The organism is Burkholderia sp. HI2500, assembly GCF_002223055.1.
Classification (GTDB): domain Bacteria; phylum Pseudomonadota; class Gammaproteobacteria; order Burkholderiales; family Burkholderiaceae; genus Burkholderia.
Window position 1 is genome coordinate 818,532 of sequence record NZ_NKFL01000005.1, and the last position, 14,605, is coordinate 833,136.

At 67.5% G+C, this 14,605-nt stretch carries 19 protein-coding genes; 13 read left to right on the plus strand and 6 right to left on the minus strand.

Translation table 11 applies throughout. The features are described from left to right. Nucleotides 1-17: 17 nt before the first annotated feature. A complete protein-coding gene (locus CFB45_RS16705) occupies nucleotides 18-239 on the plus strand; it encodes a hypothetical protein (RefSeq protein WP_069249042.1) in 222 nt (73 codons plus the stop codon). 22 nt (nucleotides 240-261) lie between these two features. Here the strand turns inward: CFB45_RS16705 and CFB45_RS16710 are convergent, their stop codons facing one another. Together CFB45_RS16710 and CFB45_RS16715 are read right to left on the minus strand one after the other, a co-directional pair. Continuing rightward, nucleotides 262-456: a DUF2905 domain-containing protein gene (locus tag CFB45_RS16710; RefSeq protein WP_039355363.1), complete on the minus strand. Its 195-nt coding sequence runs from the start codon at nucleotides 454-456 to the stop codon at nucleotides 262-264. An 11-nt stretch (nucleotides 457-467) separates the two neighbouring features. After that, a complete protein-coding gene (locus CFB45_RS16715) occupies nucleotides 468-1,661 on the minus strand; it encodes a class I SAM-dependent methyltransferase (protein ID WP_089426486.1) in 1,194 nt (397 codons plus the stop codon). Between the two features lie 13 nt (nucleotides 1,662-1,674). Here CFB45_RS16715 and CFB45_RS16720 point away from each other — a divergent pair, with 13 nt between their 5' ends. From CFB45_RS16720 to CFB45_RS16760, 9 genes are all read left to right on the plus strand, one after another. Continuing rightward, a complete protein-coding gene (locus CFB45_RS16720) occupies nucleotides 1,675-2,418 on the plus strand; it encodes an SDR family oxidoreductase (protein ID WP_089426487.1) in 744 nt (247 codons plus the stop codon). 79 nt (nucleotides 2,419-2,497) lie between these two features. Continuing rightward, nucleotides 2,498-2,902: a dihydroneopterin aldolase gene (locus tag CFB45_RS16725; protein ID WP_043186999.1), complete on the plus strand. Its 405-nt coding sequence runs from the start codon at nucleotides 2,498-2,500 to the stop codon at nucleotides 2,900-2,902. After that, on the plus strand, nucleotides 2,899-3,894 hold the full coding sequence (ttcA, locus tag CFB45_RS16730) for a tRNA 2-thiocytidine(32) synthetase TtcA (protein ID WP_046544270.1): 996 nt from the start codon (nucleotides 2,899-2,901) through the stop codon (nucleotides 3,892-3,894). Before CFB45_RS16725 ends, ttcA begins: the two co-directional genes overlap by 4 nt. A 134-nt stretch (nucleotides 3,895-4,028) precedes the next feature. Beyond that, nucleotides 4,029-5,390, plus strand: coding sequence for a bifunctional UDP-N-acetylglucosamine diphosphorylase/glucosamine-1-phosphate N-acetyltransferase GlmU (gene glmU / locus CFB45_RS16735; protein WP_089426488.1), 1,362 nt, complete (start codon nucleotides 4,029-4,031; stop codon nucleotides 5,388-5,390). Nucleotides 5,391-5,445: 55 nt separating this feature from the next. Beyond that, complete coding sequence (gene glmS / locus CFB45_RS16740; RefSeq protein WP_089426489.1) at nucleotides 5,446-7,263, plus strand: glutamine--fructose-6-phosphate transaminase (isomerizing); 1,818 nt, start codon at nucleotides 5,446-5,448, stop codon at nucleotides 7,261-7,263. Nucleotides 7,264-7,392: 129 nt separating this feature from the next. Then, a complete protein-coding gene (locus CFB45_RS16745; protein WP_089426490.1) occupies nucleotides 7,393-7,758 on the plus strand; it encodes a type II toxin-antitoxin system RelE/ParE family toxin in 366 nt (121 codons plus the stop codon). Then, a complete protein-coding gene (locus CFB45_RS16750) occupies nucleotides 7,751-8,071 on the plus strand; it encodes a helix-turn-helix domain-containing protein (RefSeq protein ID WP_011353433.1) in 321 nt (106 codons plus the stop codon). The genes CFB45_RS16745 and CFB45_RS16750 overlap by 8 nt, the downstream gene beginning before the upstream one ends. 67 nt (nucleotides 8,072-8,138) lie before the next feature. Continuing rightward, complete coding sequence (locus CFB45_RS16755; RefSeq protein WP_089426491.1) at nucleotides 8,139-8,630, plus strand: hypothetical protein; 492 nt, start codon at nucleotides 8,139-8,141, stop codon at nucleotides 8,628-8,630. Then, nucleotides 8,630-8,848, plus strand: a complete 219-nt coding sequence (locus CFB45_RS16760; protein ID WP_021162109.1) for a hypothetical protein — start codon at nucleotides 8,630-8,632, stop codon at nucleotides 8,846-8,848. Before CFB45_RS16755 ends, CFB45_RS16760 begins: the two co-directional genes overlap by 1 nt. A gap of 87 nt (nucleotides 8,849-8,935) precedes the next feature. Here CFB45_RS16760 and CFB45_RS16765 read toward each other — a convergent pair whose 3' ends face one another. Both CFB45_RS16765 and CFB45_RS16770 read right to left on the minus strand, forming a co-directional pair. Then, a complete protein-coding gene (locus tag CFB45_RS16765; RefSeq protein ID WP_089426492.1) occupies nucleotides 8,936-9,772 on the minus strand; it encodes an FTR1 family iron permease in 837 nt (278 codons plus the stop codon). 12 nt (nucleotides 9,773-9,784) lie between these two features. Then, nucleotides 9,785-10,117 carry a cupredoxin domain-containing protein gene (locus tag CFB45_RS16770; RefSeq protein ID WP_011353437.1) on the minus strand — a complete coding sequence of 111 codons (333 nt, stop codon included), beginning with the start codon at nucleotides 10,115-10,117 and terminating at the stop codon, nucleotides 9,785-9,787. A 349-nt stretch (nucleotides 10,118-10,466) separates the two neighbouring features. On the opposite strand from CFB45_RS16770, the gene CFB45_RS16775 reads away from it, so the two are divergent. Further along, entirely contained in the window at nucleotides 10,467-10,667 is a 201-nt protein-coding gene (locus CFB45_RS16775; RefSeq protein WP_011353438.1) for a heavy-metal-associated domain-containing protein, read from the plus strand. A gap of 64 nt (nucleotides 10,668-10,731) precedes the next feature. Here CFB45_RS16775 and CFB45_RS16780 read toward each other — a convergent pair whose 3' ends face one another. Both CFB45_RS16780 and CFB45_RS16785 read right to left on the minus strand, forming a co-directional pair. Continuing rightward, nucleotides 10,732-12,222, minus strand: coding sequence for an aldehyde dehydrogenase (locus CFB45_RS16780; protein ID WP_089426493.1), 1,491 nt, complete (start codon nucleotides 12,220-12,222; stop codon nucleotides 10,732-10,734). A 96-nt stretch (nucleotides 12,223-12,318) separates the two neighbouring features. Beyond that, nucleotides 12,319-12,870, minus strand: a complete 552-nt coding sequence (locus tag CFB45_RS16785) for a cupin domain-containing protein (RefSeq protein WP_089426670.1) — start codon at nucleotides 12,868-12,870, stop codon at nucleotides 12,319-12,321. A gap of 455 nt (nucleotides 12,871-13,325) precedes the next feature. Between CFB45_RS16785 and CFB45_RS39465 the strand changes: the two genes are divergently transcribed. Further along, nucleotides 13,326-13,511 (plus strand): hypothetical protein, encoded by a 186-nt coding sequence (locus CFB45_RS39465; RefSeq protein ID WP_043184603.1) that lies wholly within the window; start codon nucleotides 13,326-13,328, stop codon nucleotides 13,509-13,511. Between the two features lie 283 nt (nucleotides 13,512-13,794). After that, complete coding sequence (locus tag CFB45_RS16795; RefSeq protein WP_089426494.1) at nucleotides 13,795-14,583, plus strand: gamma-glutamyl-gamma-aminobutyrate hydrolase family protein; 789 nt, start codon at nucleotides 13,795-13,797, stop codon at nucleotides 14,581-14,583. Nucleotides 14,584-14,605: the final 22 nt, after the last annotated feature.

A 14,605-nucleotide genomic window follows, 5' to 3' on the forward strand; every position in this document is an offset into this window, starting at 1 on the left:
TTTTGCGGGAGAGCACCATGGACACCAACACGTTCACGAAGGGCATCTACACGGCCAAGGCGCATACCCAGCATGCGGGCAACGGGCAGTTCCAGGGTTACGTGATCCTCGCGCGGGACGACGGGGACGACACCGAGAACACGCGCTACGACGTCCACTCGACGAGCCCCAGCGAGGAGGAAGCATTCGAGGAGGCAAAGGCGCTCGCGCACCGGATCCTCGGCGAAATCGAGCTGTAGCGCGCCGCCATTCAGGCGCGGCTCAGAGCAGCCGCGCCACCATCGACAGCAGCATCGTCAGCACCAGCGTCGACATGAACGGGAACGGGTAGCGCCGCCCGCCGAGCGTCAGCGTGACGTCGCCCGGCATCCGCCCGATGCCGAGCTTGCCGAGCCACGGCCAGCAGCGCGTCAGGATCATCACCGCGACGAACGACGTCATCAGCCAGCGCAGCATGTCGGCTCCCGTCAGAGTGCGTGCGAGCGGTCGCCGCGCGCGAACGCGTCGAGCGTGCCGTCGATGCCGCGCGAGAACGCGATCACCTTGAACAGCTCGCCCATCTCGGCTTCGGAAATCAGCTTCTGCACCGCGTTCGCGGCCGGCAGGAACGCGTGGATGTCCGACGGATCGATCGCGGACAACGCGTCGGTGATGCCCGCGTTCAGCAGGAAGCGCGCCTGCGACGTATAACCGAGCAAATCGGCGCCGGTCGCGACGGCCGCGTCGTAGATGCCGGTGAATTCGACGTGCGCGGTGATGTCCTGCAGCCCCGGGTACAGGAACGGATCGTCGTGCGCATGGTGACGGTAGTGGCACATCAGCGTGCCGCGGTCGCGCTGCGGGTGGTAGTACTCGTGCGCGGGAAAGCCGTAGTCGACCAGCAGCACCGCGCCGCGCCCGAGCATCGTGCAGACGGTGCGCGTGAACGCCAGCGCGGCCTCGTGCGTCTCGGTCACGTAACCGTCCGCCGCATCGTCGAGGCCCGCGAGTACCGGCGGCAAGCCGGCCGGTGCGGCCGGGCGGTCCTCGAACACGAACGCCTGCCGCGCGTCGAGCGCGACGCCGCGCTCCTGCCATGCGCCGCCCGCCTTCGCGAACAGGCGCACCGGCATCGCATCGAGCACCTCGTTGCCGACCACGACGCCGTCGAACCGCTCGGGCAGCGCGTCGAGCCAGCGCACCTTCGCGGCGAGCGCCGGCGCGGCGGCCGTGATCGTGTCGCGCTGTCGCTCGCGCAGCTCGCCGGACAGGTCGACGATCAGGTAGGCGTCGAGTTCGACGCCCTGCGCGTCGAGCGCCGCGAGCAGCCCGGCCGCGAGCTTGCCCGTGCCGGCGCCGAATTCCATCACGCTGCGCGTGCCGCTCGCCGCAAGCGCTTCCGCGACCGGCTGCGCGAGCGTCTGCGCGAACAGCGGCGACAGCTCGGGCGCGGTGACGAAGTCACTGCCGTCGTCGGCGCGGCGCCCGAACTTGCGCGCGCCGCCGCTGTAATAACCGAGGCCGGGCGCATACAGCGCGCGCTCCATGAAGCGGTCGAACGGCAGCCAGCCGCCGGCCGCCGCGATCTCGTCGCGCAGTTGCGCGGCGAGGGTTTCGGACTGCGCAAGCGCGTCAGGGCCGGGAGCAGGTAAACTAGCGGGTTCGTGAGCTTTCGGGTTCATCCCGGCATTGTAAATGACCGTTTCAGCCGATATGTCGACCCAGCGCGTGGCGCTCGTCACGGGTGCCCTGGGCAGCGCGGCCGACGCCGCGTCGATCGGTCGTGCGCTCGCCACCGGATTCGCCCGGCGCGGCTGGGACGTCGCGCTGCAGCGCAGCCACGGCGCGCCGCATGCGGCAGCCGACGCACTCGTCGCCGAAGTCGCGGCGCTCGGCCGCCGCGCGATTGTGCTCGACGCCGATCTGGCCCTGGAAGCCGACGCCGCCGGACTCGTCGCCGCGTGCGGCGCGGCGCTCGGCCGGCCCGCGTGCGCGGTGTTCGTGAGCGCCAGCGCCGGCGCCGACGACGCGCACACGGTGGACGGCGCGTCGCTCGCCGGCGCCCTCGCGCGCAACGTGACGGCGCCGCTCGCGCTGGCCCGCGCGCTCGCCGATGCGACGCCCGACGCCGCGCGCGAGCACGAGGCGCTGCGCGCCTGCGCGATCCACGTGCTGGATCAGGCCCTGTTTCACCCTGCGCCGGCGCAGATGTCGCACGCGCTGATGCAGGCCGCGCTGAATCGCGCGACGTCGGCGCTGGCGCTGGCGCTCGCGCCGAAGGTGCGGGTCGCGGCGCTCGTGCGCGGCCACGCGCCGCACGCGGACGACATCGCGGCGGCCGCCTGCTATCTCGCGAGCGCGCCGGGCGTCACCGGCGCGACGCTGACCGTCGACGGCGGCGAGCACCTCGTGCCGCCCGCCGTCGGCCCGAATGAATGAACTGCGCGGAAACGCGCGGCCTGAGCGCCGCCGCCCGCGCCGCTTTGCGTGTGCGCACGCCAATTTGACTGGGACGACCATGTTTTCCGCTCTCCTGCACCCCCGCCTCGCGGACTGCCGCAGGCTCTACCTGCGCGACTACGAAGTGCACATCAACATCGGTGCCTTCGAACACGAGAAGCGCGGCGAGCAGCGCGTCGTCATCAATGTCGACCTGTTCGTGCCGCTCGCGCTGTCCACCCCCGTCGACGACCGGCTGCATGAAATCGTCGACTACGATCTGATGAAGCAGAGCGTCACGCAATGCCTGGCGCGCGGCCACATCCACCTGCAGGAAACGCTGTGCGACGCGATCGCCGCGCGCCTGCTGGCGCACGATGCCGTGCGCGCGGTACGCGTCTGTACCGAGAAACCGGACGCTTATCCGGACTGCGACGCCGTCGGCGTCGAAGTCTTTCGCATCAAGGACGAGGAGCGCGCATGAACGCCCCCCACATGAATGACACGGCGGCCGATGCCGCCACCCTCGACACGCCCGCGGCCCCGGCCGGCCGCCCGGCGCTCACGCGCCGCGAACAGAAGGACGCGTACGAGAACAACAAGCTGTTCAAGCGGATCGTGCGCCAGGTCGGCCAGGCGATCGGCGACTTCAACATGATCGAGCAGGGCGACAAGGTGATGGTGTGCCTGTCGGGCGGCAAGGACAGCTATGCGATGCTCGACGTGCTGCTGCGCCTGCGCGAGCGCGCGCCGATCGATTTCGACATCGTCGCGGTGAACCTCGACCAGAAGCAGCCGGGCTTTCCCGAGCACGTGCTGCCGGAATACCTGAAGCAGGTCGGCGTGCCGTTCCACATCGAGAACCAGGACACCTACAGCATCGTCAAGCGCCTCGTGCCCGAGGGCAAGACGACCTGCTCGCTGTGCTCGCGGCTGCGCCGCGGGATCCTGTACCGCGTGGCCGGCGAGCTCGGCGCGACCAAGATCGCGCTCGGCCACCACCGCGACGACATCGTGCAGACGCTGCTGCTCAACATGTTCTACGGCGGCAAGCTGAAGGGGATGCCGCCGAAGCTGCAGTCGGACGACGGCAAGAACATCGTGATTCGTCCGCTCGCGTACGTGAAGGAAACCGATCTGGAGAAATACGCGGAACTGCGCGAATTCCCGATCATCCCGTGCAACCTGTGCGGCAGCCAGCCGAACCTGAAGCGCGCGGAAATGAAGGCGCTGATCCGCGAATGGGACAAGCGCTTCCCGGGCCGCGTCGAGAATATGTTCAACGCGCTCGCGAAGGTCGTGCCGTCGCACCTGATGGACACGACGCTGTACCCGTTCCAGTCGCTGCGCGCGACGGGCGAGGCCGATCCGCAGGGCGACATCGCGTTCGACGAGGAACCGTGCGCGTCGGGCGACGACAGCGCGGCGCCGGGCGGCGCCCAACCGATCTCGATCGTCCAGTTCGACGACCTGTAAGCGGGGCCGGAACCCTTGTCGGAACGGGGCGGCAAGTCCTCTTTCCGGCACTGTCGCCCCGCCGCGACAGGCCCGGGACGCCGGGGGCCGCATGCTAAAATAGGCGGCTTCGAACTCCTCTTACAGCTGGCGCCATGAATATCGTGATTTTGGCGGCAGGCACCGGCAAGCGCATGCGTTCCGCGCTGCCGAAAGTGCTTCATCCCCTGGCCGGCAGGCCGCTCCTCTCCCACGTCATCGACACCGCGCGCACGCTGCAGCCGTCCCGGCTCGTCGTCGTCGTCGGTCACGGCGCCGAGCAGGTCCAGGCCGCCGTCGCCGCGCCCGACGTCCAGTTCGCGGTGCAGGCCGAGCAGCTCGGCACCGGCCACGCGGTGCGCCAGGCGCTGCCGCTCCTCGATCCCGCGCAACCGACGCTCGTGCTGTACGGCGACGTGCCGCTCACGCGCGCGTCGACCTTGCAGCGCCTCGTCGACGCCGCGCGCGAAGGCCGCTACGGGATTCTGACGGTCACGCTCGACGATCCGACCGGCTACGGCCGCATCGTGCGCGACGCGGCCGGCTTCGTCACGCGCATTGTCGAACAGAAGGACGCGTCGCCCGAACAGCTGAAGATCGCCGAGATCAACACCGGCATCATCGTCACGCCCACGGCCCAGCTGTCGATGTGGCTCGGCGCGCTGAAGAACGAGAACGCGCAGGGCGAGTACTACCTGACCGACGTCGTCGAACTGGCGATCGAGGCCGGTTTCGAGGTCGTCACCGCGCAGCCCGACGAGGAATGGGAAACGCTCGGCGTGAACAGCAAGGCGCAGCTCGCCGAGCTCGAGCGCATCCACCAGCGCAATATCGCCGACGCACTGCTCGTCGACGGCGTCACGCTCGCCGATCCGGCGCGCGTCGACGTGCGCGGCACGCTGCGCTGCGGCCGCGACGTGTCGATCGACGTGAACTGCGTGTTCGAAGGCAACGTGACGCTCGCCGACAACGTGACGATCGGCGCGAACTGCGTGATCCGCAACGCGTCGGTCGGCGCGGGCACGCGCATCGACGCGTTCACGCACATCGACGGCGCCGAGCTCGGCGCGCACACCGTGATCGGCCCGTACGCGCGGCTGCGCCCCGGCGCGCAACTCGCGGACGAAGCGCACGTCGGCAACTTCGTCGAGGTGAAGAACGCGGTGATCGGCCACGGCTCGAAGGCGAACCACCTCACGTACATCGGCGACGCCGACATCGGCGCGCGCGTGAACATCGGCGCGGGCACGATCACCTGCAACTACGACGGCGCGAACAAGTTCCGCACCGTGATCGAGGACGACGTGTTCGTCGGCTCCGACACGCAGCTCGTCGCGCCCGTGCGCGTCGGCCGCGGCGTGACGATCGCCGCCGGCACGACGATCTGGAAGGACGTGGCCGACGGCCTGCTCGCGTTGAACGAGAAGACCCAGACCGCGAAGAGCGGCTACGTCCGCCCGGTCAAGAAGAAAAGCTGAACCTTTTGCGGGCGCCCCGACGGCGTCCGCGTCGACTTACAGGACTCACTCATTCATGTGCGGCATTGTCGGCGCAGTTGCGCAGCGTAATATCGTTCCGGTGCTGATCGAAGGATTGCGGCGCCTCGAATACCGTGGCTACGACTCGTGCGGCGTCGCCGTGCTCGAGCCGGGCGCACCGAAGCGCGCGCGCAGCGTCGCACGCGTCGCCGATCTCGACGCGCAGGTGCGCGAATCGCACCTCGAAGGCACCACCGGCGTCGCGCACACGCGCTGGGCGACGCACGGCGCGCCCGTCACGCACAACGCGCATCCGATCTTCTCGTCGAACGCGCTCGCGCTCGTCCACAACGGCATCATCGAGAACTTCGAATCGCTGCGCGAAGCGCTGCGCGCGAAGGGCTACGAATTCGTGTCGCAGACCGACACCGAAGTGATCGCCCACCTCGTGCACAGCCTGTATCGCGGCAACCTGTTCGACGCGGTGCGCGAGGCGGTGGGCCAGCTGCACGGCGCGTATGCGATCGCCGTGATCCACAAGGACCAGCCGCACACCGTCGTCGGCGCGCGCCAGGGTTCGCCGCTCGTGGTCGGCCACGGCGACGGCGAGAACTTCCTCGCGTCCGACGCACTCGCGCTCGCGGGCAGCACCGACCACTTCACGTTCCTCGAGGAAGGCGACGTGTGCGAGCTGTCGCTCGATGGCGTGAAGATCGTCGACCGCAACGGCGCCACCGTGCAGCGCGAGATCCGCGTGGTCAGCGCCTACGGCGGCGCGGTCGAACTCGGGCCGTATCGCCACTTCATGCAGAAGGAAATCTTCGAGCAGCCGCGCGCGCTCAGCGATACCGTGCCGCAGACGGATGCATTCGACGCGACGCTGTTCGGCGACGCCGCGCCCGCCGCGTTCGCGGAGATCGACAGCCTGCTGATCCTCGCGTGCGGTACGAGCTACTACTCGGGCCTGACCGCGAAGTACTGGCTCGAATCGATCGCGAAGATCCCGACCCAGGTCGAGATCGCGAGCGAATACCGCTACCGCGAATCGGTGCCGAACCCGCGCCAGCTCGTGCTGGTGATCTCGCAGTCGGGCGAGACCGCCGACACGCTCGCCGCGCTCAAGCACGCGCAGTCGCTCGGCCATACGCATACGCTCGCGGTCTGCAACGTCGCGACGAGCGCGATGGTGCGCCTCACCGAAATGCAGTTCCTGACGCACGCGGGCACCGAGATCGGCGTCGCGTCGACGAAGGCGTTCACGACGCAGCTCGTCGCGCTGTTCGTGCTGGCGGCCACGCTCGGCAAGCTGCGCGGGCACGTCGATGCCGCGCAGGAAGCCGAATTCCTGAAGCAGCTGCGCCACCTGCCGGCCGCGCTGAACAGCGTGCTCGCGCTGGAGCCGCAGATCATCGCGTGGTCGGAGGAATTCGCGCGCAAGGAAAACGCGCTGTTCCTCGGCCGCGGGCTGCACTACCCGATCGCGCTCGAAGGCGCGCTGAAGCTGAAGGAAATCTCGTACATCCACGCCGAGGCCTATCCGGCCGGCGAACTGAAGCACGGGCCGCTCGCGCTCGTCACGGAAGCGATGCCGGTCGTCACGGTCGCGCCGAATGACACGCTGCTCGAGAAGCTGAAGTCGAACATGCAGGAAGTGCGTGCGCGCGGCGGCGAGCTGTACGTGTTCGCCGATGCCGACACGCAGATCGTCAACGACGACGGCCTGCACGTGATCCGGATGCCGGAGCACTACGGGCAACTGTCGCCGATCCTGCACGTCGTGCCGCTGCAATTGCTCGCGTATCACACCGCGTGCGCGCGCGGCACCGACGTCGACAAGCCGCGGAACCTCGCGAAGTCGGTGACGGTGGAATAAGGCGGGAAGTCGGGATGGCCTCCGCCGGGCCGTCCCGGGCGCGGTCCGGCGTGAAGCAGGCCATTCGGCCAGGTCGAAATATATACCACTTGGTGGTATATAATCCTGTGCAAACTCGACCGACCCGACATGCCTGCTTCCGTACGACGCGTCTTCAAGACGAAGTGGTTTCACAAGGCAGCGAGAAAATCAGGTATCGCCGATGCCGAACGCTGCCGCGTCGCGCAGGAACTGGCACGCGGCCAGGGCACCGAGCTCGGCGGCAACGTCTGGAAAAAGCGCCTGGACGGCAATCGGCAGCGCGGGATCGTGCTGAGCAAGGTCGGGCGAGCGTGGGTGTTCGTGTTCCTGTTCGCGAAACGCGATCGGGACGACATCGACGAACGCGAACTGCGCGCCTTCAGAAAGCTCGCCGCGGATATCGGGCGCCGCAGCGACACCGAGGTCGCGACGCTGATCGCACTTAAAGAGCTTGTGGAGATTTGCAATGGCTAAGAGTCGATTCAAGAGCGATGCGACGGAGGCGATTCACAGCGCCGCGTCGGGCCTCTATCGCGCCAAGCTGATCGACAAGAAGACGATGCGCGAATACGACGATCTCTGCATCGAAGCCGCGCCGCAGTTCGACCCCGAGGCAATCGCCCGCATCCGCAAATCCGTCAACGTCAGCCAGAGCGTGTTCGCGCTCTACCTGAACACGACGGCTTCGACGATCCGCCAATGGGAACAGGGCGACAAGCGGCCGAGCGGCATCGCCGCCCGGATGCTGCAGATCGTCGAGAAGCACGGGCTCGAGGTGTTCTCCTGAGCCACTGCCCCGAATGCGCATGCACGGCCGGCCGAACGCGGGTCGCAAGGAATATGACGGAGAGACAATGGTAAGACTGATTGGATGCGGTGTGCTGGCGCTGACGTTCGCGTCGACGGGCTGGGCCGCCGAGCATTACGTCGAGGTCTGGAACCCGCCCGAGGCGCGGAAGCCGGCGGCCCATGCGCCGGAAGCCCGTACGCCGGAAGCCCGTATGCCGGACGCCCGTACCCCGGCCACGCACACGGGCGCCGACGCGCGCACCGGCAAGAGCGCGGAGAAGCACGCGAACGCCACCCCGAAAGCCGCGGCGAAGCCGCACAAGCGCCGCGTCGCGCAGGCGGTGAAAGCCGATTCGCATCGCCCGCCCGCGGCCGGGACGCCGGCCGCTCCGCGCCCCGTTGCGCAGCCCGCACCGGGACGCCTGACGGTGATGCAGCCGGCTGCGCCCGATGCGCCGCACGCACTGAGTTACTCCAACATCCCGCGTCAATACACGCCGGACGGCAACGTGCTGCAGGTCGGCACGCACGGCCGCTCCGCGGAGGTGACTCGATAATGGAAGCGCAAACCTACCACGGCTACCAGATCTGGGGCCACGCGATCCTGCAGCAGGACGAGATCCTGCAACCCGAGCGCTTCGCGGCGAGCGGCACGATCACGCAGAACAACAAGCTGGTCGAGGCGTCGGGCGTGCTCGGTGTGTTCGACACCGAGGACGATGCGCGCGAAGCAGGGCTCGAATGGGCTCGCGCCTGGATCGACAGCCACCGCTGAGCCGGCGCCACGCATCGGCCGGCTGCACACCGCAAATGAAAAAAAGGGGCGTCATGGACGCCCCTTTCCTCGTCGACCCCGAACAACTCAGGCTGCAGGCCGTGGCGGCCGCATGGCCGTCTGCGGCCGGCCGACGAGCCGTGCCAGCCCGACGATCGTGGCCAGTGTCGCGAGGTACGCGACGATCTGGATCCCCGCCGGTCGCGCGGTATAGCCGATCAGCGCATGCAGCGCCTTGCCGACAAGGCTCGAATCCTTGAGCAGCCACGACGTATCCCAGATCGTATCGCCCCACGACGGCACGAGGCCCGCCGAGAGCAGGAAGCCGACGCACTGGCTGGCCATCCCCGCCGCGAGCAGCACGATCAGCCAGTTGGTGACGGAGAACAGGCGCTTCAGCGGAATCTGCAGCAGGCCCGCATACATCCCGTAGCCGAGCCCGGCGCCGCCCAGCACACCCAGCAGCCCGCCGACGATCATCTGCGGCGTCTGCCCCGGATCGCCCGCCGCGATGCCGTACAGGAACAGCACGGCCTCGGAGCCTTCGCGCAATACCGCGACGCCGACCACGATCGCCAGCCCCGTCAGCGGCTTGCTGCCGTCCGCGACGGCGCGCCCGACCGCGGTCATCTGCATCGCCATCTCGCGGCCGTGCCGGCTCATCCAGATGCTGTGCCACGCGAGCATCAGCGTCGCGACGAACATCACACCCGCGTTGAAGACTTCCTGCCCCATGCCGGACGCCCACTGCGAGATCCCGTCGGCGAACGCGGCGATCAGGCCGGCGCCGATCACGCCGCCCGCCAGCCCGCCGCCGACCCACCAGCCGCGCCGCGGCACGCCCTTGGTGGCGGCCATCACGATCGACACCACCAGCGCGGCCTCGAGCACTTCACGAAAGACGATCAGGGCAGTAGACAACATGGCGATAGGGGCTTATTTGACGGTCAGGTGCGTCTTCGACTGCGCTTCGTGATACTCGTCGTGGAATTCGTACGTGCCGGCCTTCAGCGGCCCGACCAGGATCTCCACCGACTTGCCCGCGGGCACGACCTTCTCCGCCTTGAAGTCGTCGCTCTCGAATTCGGCGGGCGTCGCGTCGAGGTTCTTCACGACGAACTTCACCTTCTTGCCGGCCGGGATCGTCACGCCATCGGGCGAAAACTTGTGGTCCTTCAGGGTCAGGTTGACGACATCGTCGGCCGCGAATGCGGACGTGGCCGATGCGCCCAGCAGGGCCAGTGCGAAGCCGAAAGCAAAACGGTTCATGAGGGTAACGAATTGAAATATCGAAGGGAACCGATACTAAGATCGATTCGCATTTTCAACTCGCGTACCCTTACTGGCGACATGGTGATCACGCTTCATGGATCGCAGTCGCGCGTTGCCCGGCAAGGCATCCGCCCCGCCGTGCCCGGAACGCTTCGCCGTCAATCGGGATAAATTCCGAATGACGTCAAAGGCGCGACCGCAATTCGTCAGACTTCACGTTTACAACCGTCTGTCGCTGCAGCGACGCCGCGACACGGATTTCCCGCAACACGCGTACGCTTGACCTTCCCACCGTGGCAAGCTTCATGCTGTCGATGCTTGTCAATCGTCAACTCAGGAGAACACGATGGAATTCGAAGTCCAGGACATGACCTGCGGCGGCTGCGCCAACGCCATCACGCGCGCGGTGACGGCCGCCGATCCCGCCGCGAAGCTCGACATCGACGTCGCGGCGAAGATCGTCAAGGTCGAATCGGCGCAAGGCGCCGAGCGCGTGCAGTCGATCATCGAAGCCGCCGGCTTCCACCCCGCGCTGCGCGCCGCATAACGTCCGCACCCTGCGAACCGCGGGCACACCGCCGACCGGCGCTGCGCCCGCGCCCGATTGCGCGTCAGCGCAGCCGGATCAGCGTCGACTTCAGCTCGGTGTATTTCTCGAGCGCATGCAGCGACTTGTCGCGGCCGTTGCCCGACTGCTTGTAGCCGCCGAACGGGAAGTTCATGTCGCCGCCCTCGTCGTAGCAGTTCACCCAGACGGTGCCCGCACGCAGCCGGCGCGACACGTCGTGCGCGGTCGTCAGGTTCGACGTCCACACGGCCGCGGCCAGCCCGTATTCGGTGTCGTTCGCGATCCGCACCGCTTCGTCTACGTCGTCGAACACGATCACCGACAGCACGGGCCCGAAGATCTCCTCGCGCGCGATCTTCGCGTCGGGCTTCACCTCGAACACCGTCGGCTCCACGTAGAAGCCGCCCGTTTCCGCCTTCACGCGCGCACCACCCGTGACGAGCCTGCCTTCGCTGCGACCGGCCTCGATATAGCCGAGCACGCGCTCGAGCTGGATGCCGTCGACGATCGCGCCCATCGACACCGACGGATCGAGCGGATTGCCGGGCACGTACGCGCGTGCGGCCGCGACGAGCTTCTCGATGAACGCGTCCTTGATGTCGCGATGCACGAGCAGGCGGGAACCTGCCGTGCACATCTCGCCCATGTTGTAGAAGATCGCGCCGGCAGCCGCCTGCGCCGCGCGGTCGAGATCGGGACAATCGGGCAGCACGATGTTCGGCGACTTGCCGCCGAGTTCGAGCCACGCGCGCTTCAGGTTCGACTGCGCGGCGTACTGCATGATCAGCTTGCCGACCGCCGTCGAGCCCGTGAACGCGATGCAGTCGACGTCGCGATGCAGCGCGAGCAGCTTGCCCGGCTCGCCCGCGCCCGGCACGACGTTGAACACGCCCGCGGGAATGCCGGCCTCAACCGCGAGTTGCGCGACACGGATCGCGGTCAGCGGCGATTTCTCCGACGGTTTCAGCACGACGCTGTTGCCGGCCGCGAGCGCCGGGCCGAATTTCCACGCGGCCATCAGGATCGGGAAGTTCCACGGCACGACGGCGGCCACCACGCCGACCGGCTCACGCGTGACGAGACCGACGAGATGATGATCGGCCGGCGCAACCTCGCCGCCCACCTTGTCGATCGCTTCGGCAAACCATTCGACGCAGTACGCGGCGCCCGGCACGTCGACCGTCGTCGTGTCGCCGATCGGCTTGCCGGCGTCGAGGGTCTCGAGCAGCGACAGCTCGTCGAGATGCTCGCGCATCAGCGCGGCCCAGCGCAGCAGCACGGCCTTGCGCGCACGCGGGTTCATGCCGGCCCACACGCCCGCGTCGAACGCGCGGCGCGCGGCCGCGACGGCCGCGTTCACGTCGGCTTCGCCGCAATCGGCGACCTTCACGAGCACGCGGCCGTCGATCGGGCTCACGCAGTCGAACGTCTTGCCGCCGTGCGCGTCGCGCGACGCGCCGTCGATGAATGCGCGCCCTTCGATCTCGAGCGACGCCGCCTTGTCCTGCCAGTCAGCCAAAGTCAACTTGTTCATCAGGATGCCTCAGTTTTTTGGCATTCGCGATGCGACACGCCGCTGCGCATGACGCGCAGCCGGCCGGCAGCGAATGCAGTGACGCGCGGGGGGAGCTCAGAAGGTCGCCGGCGAATTGGCCGAGACGACCTCGCAGATCAGGTCCGCGCTGGGATTGCGAAAACGGTGCGGCAAACGGCTTTCGAAGTAGTAGCCGTCTCCGGGGTCGAGCAGCCACGTCGCGCCGTCGACGGTCAGCTCGAGCCGGCCCGACACGACGACCCCGCCCTCGTGCCCCGCGTGCACGAGCATCTCGGGCCCCGTATCGGCCTGCGGCTGGTAGATCTCGCGCAGGATGCACATGTTGCGATCCTTCATGCTCGCGCCGACCAGATGAAACGCGAGCGTGTCGTTGCCGAGGTTCGGCATCTCGTCGCGACGCGACACGACCGAGCGCGATTCGACGAGCTCGAACGTGAAGAACTCCGCGAGACTCATCGGGATGCATTCGAGCAGCTTCTTCAACGAGCCGACCGACGGGCTCACGCGGCCCTGTTCGATCAGCGAGATCGTGCCGTTGGTCACGCCGGCCCGCTTCGCGAGTTCGCGCTGCGACAGGCCATGCTTGTTGCGCACGAAACGCAGGCGCTCGGCGACTTCGGTGGACATCGATTCGGTTTCGGACACGATAAGTGCGATGACAAAGTGAAACGACGCGGTGGACAGCCGTTGAATATTCTAATCACTTTATGCCGCACATCAGCGGGGAAAACCCTGAAAGGCGTTCGAAATAATGAACACCCCGTCGATTATTCCTTTTGCGAATCTTTTGTTCGCACTGCTCGGGAAAGCCCTGATACAGCACCGTTAAAAAACATTTGACGCCGTTTTTGGCTCGTATATGCTGGCTCTCAGGTTAGCGTCATCAAGCATTCATCGGCAGCAAAAAACGTTATTGCAACGCAAAAATTGATGCCCATCAATGTAAATAACGCGTAACCGGCGCCTTGATTATTTTAAACGCCCCGCGCGTCGAAACGGTCAGGTGTTCAATACTTTCAACAACCCAGTCGAGTGTAATCGTGAGAGTCCGTGGCCCTCTGGTGAGGTGGGATCGAGGCGATGTGCGAAGTTTGCGCAGCGCGGCGTCCGCTTCCGACGACGGCAGTTGCGGCTGGCATAGTCCTCGCCTGCTTCACCTGTCGATCTACACCATCCTGTCCCGTCGTTCCGTTCGGCGTCACAACGCCGTTTCCGCACGCGCATTCGTCGCCGTCGATACCGACGAAGTGGCGTCGCTGCTGCCGTAGCGCCTCTCCTTTCTTTACGTCGTTCGTTTCATCTGCTGATTCGCCAACCGCATCGTCCATGCGGTGACGGAACGCGTTCGCGCATGCGTTGCCGCGTCGCGTGTCGCAATGAAACGAACGACGGCCTGATCGTCGCGCGCAGCGCGGATCGCCACGCCATCCCGTTGCGCCCATTCACCAGCGGCCCTGCGTCTCGCGCAAGGCTGCGGGGCTGTTGCACGCCGGCGTTTCGCCACATCCGGCAAGCAAGACGCAACAACCCTCCGGATAACTGATTGACGTCATGGATAGAAGGAAACCCCTCGTCGGCATCACCGCCGACCACACGCAAATCGGCGCGCATGCGTCGCATACGGTCGGCGACAAATACGTCGCCGCGATCGTCGATGGTGCGCAGGCGTTCGCGATGGTGCTGCCCGCGCTCGGCGAGCGCCAGTCGGTCGACGACGTACTCGACACGGTCGACGGCCTGCTGTTTACCGGCAGTTACTCGAACGTCGAGCCGCACCGGTACGGCGGCGAACCGAGCGCACCGGGCACGAAGCACGACCCGGCCCGCGACGCGACCACGCTGCCGCTGCTGCGCGCGGCGATCGCCGCGGGCGTGCCCGTGCTGGCCGTCTGCCGCGGCTTCCAGGAGCTGAACGTCGTCTGCGGCGGCACGCTGCACCAGCGCGTGCACGAAGTGCCGGGCCTCGCCGATCACCGCGAGGACGACGACGCGCCGATGGAGACGCAGTACGGCCCCGCGCACGTCGTGCGCCTGACGCCCGGCGGCACGCTGCACGCGCTCGCCGGCGGCCGCGACGAAGTGCACGTGAACTCGCTGCACAAGCAGGGCATCGCGCAACTCGGCTCCGGCCTCGCCGTCGAGGCCGTCGCGCCGGACGGGCTGATCGAAGCCGTGAGCGTCGTCGATGCGCCGGCTTTCGCCCTCGCCGTGCAGTGGCATCCGGAGTGGCGCCATGCGCAGGACCCGCTGTCGAGCGCGATCTTCCGCGCCTTCGGCGATGCCTGCCGCGTCCGCCGCGCTGCCCGCACGCGCGCCATGGCCGCCGCCGCGCTCGCCTGAGCGCCGACCCAACCAACGAGAA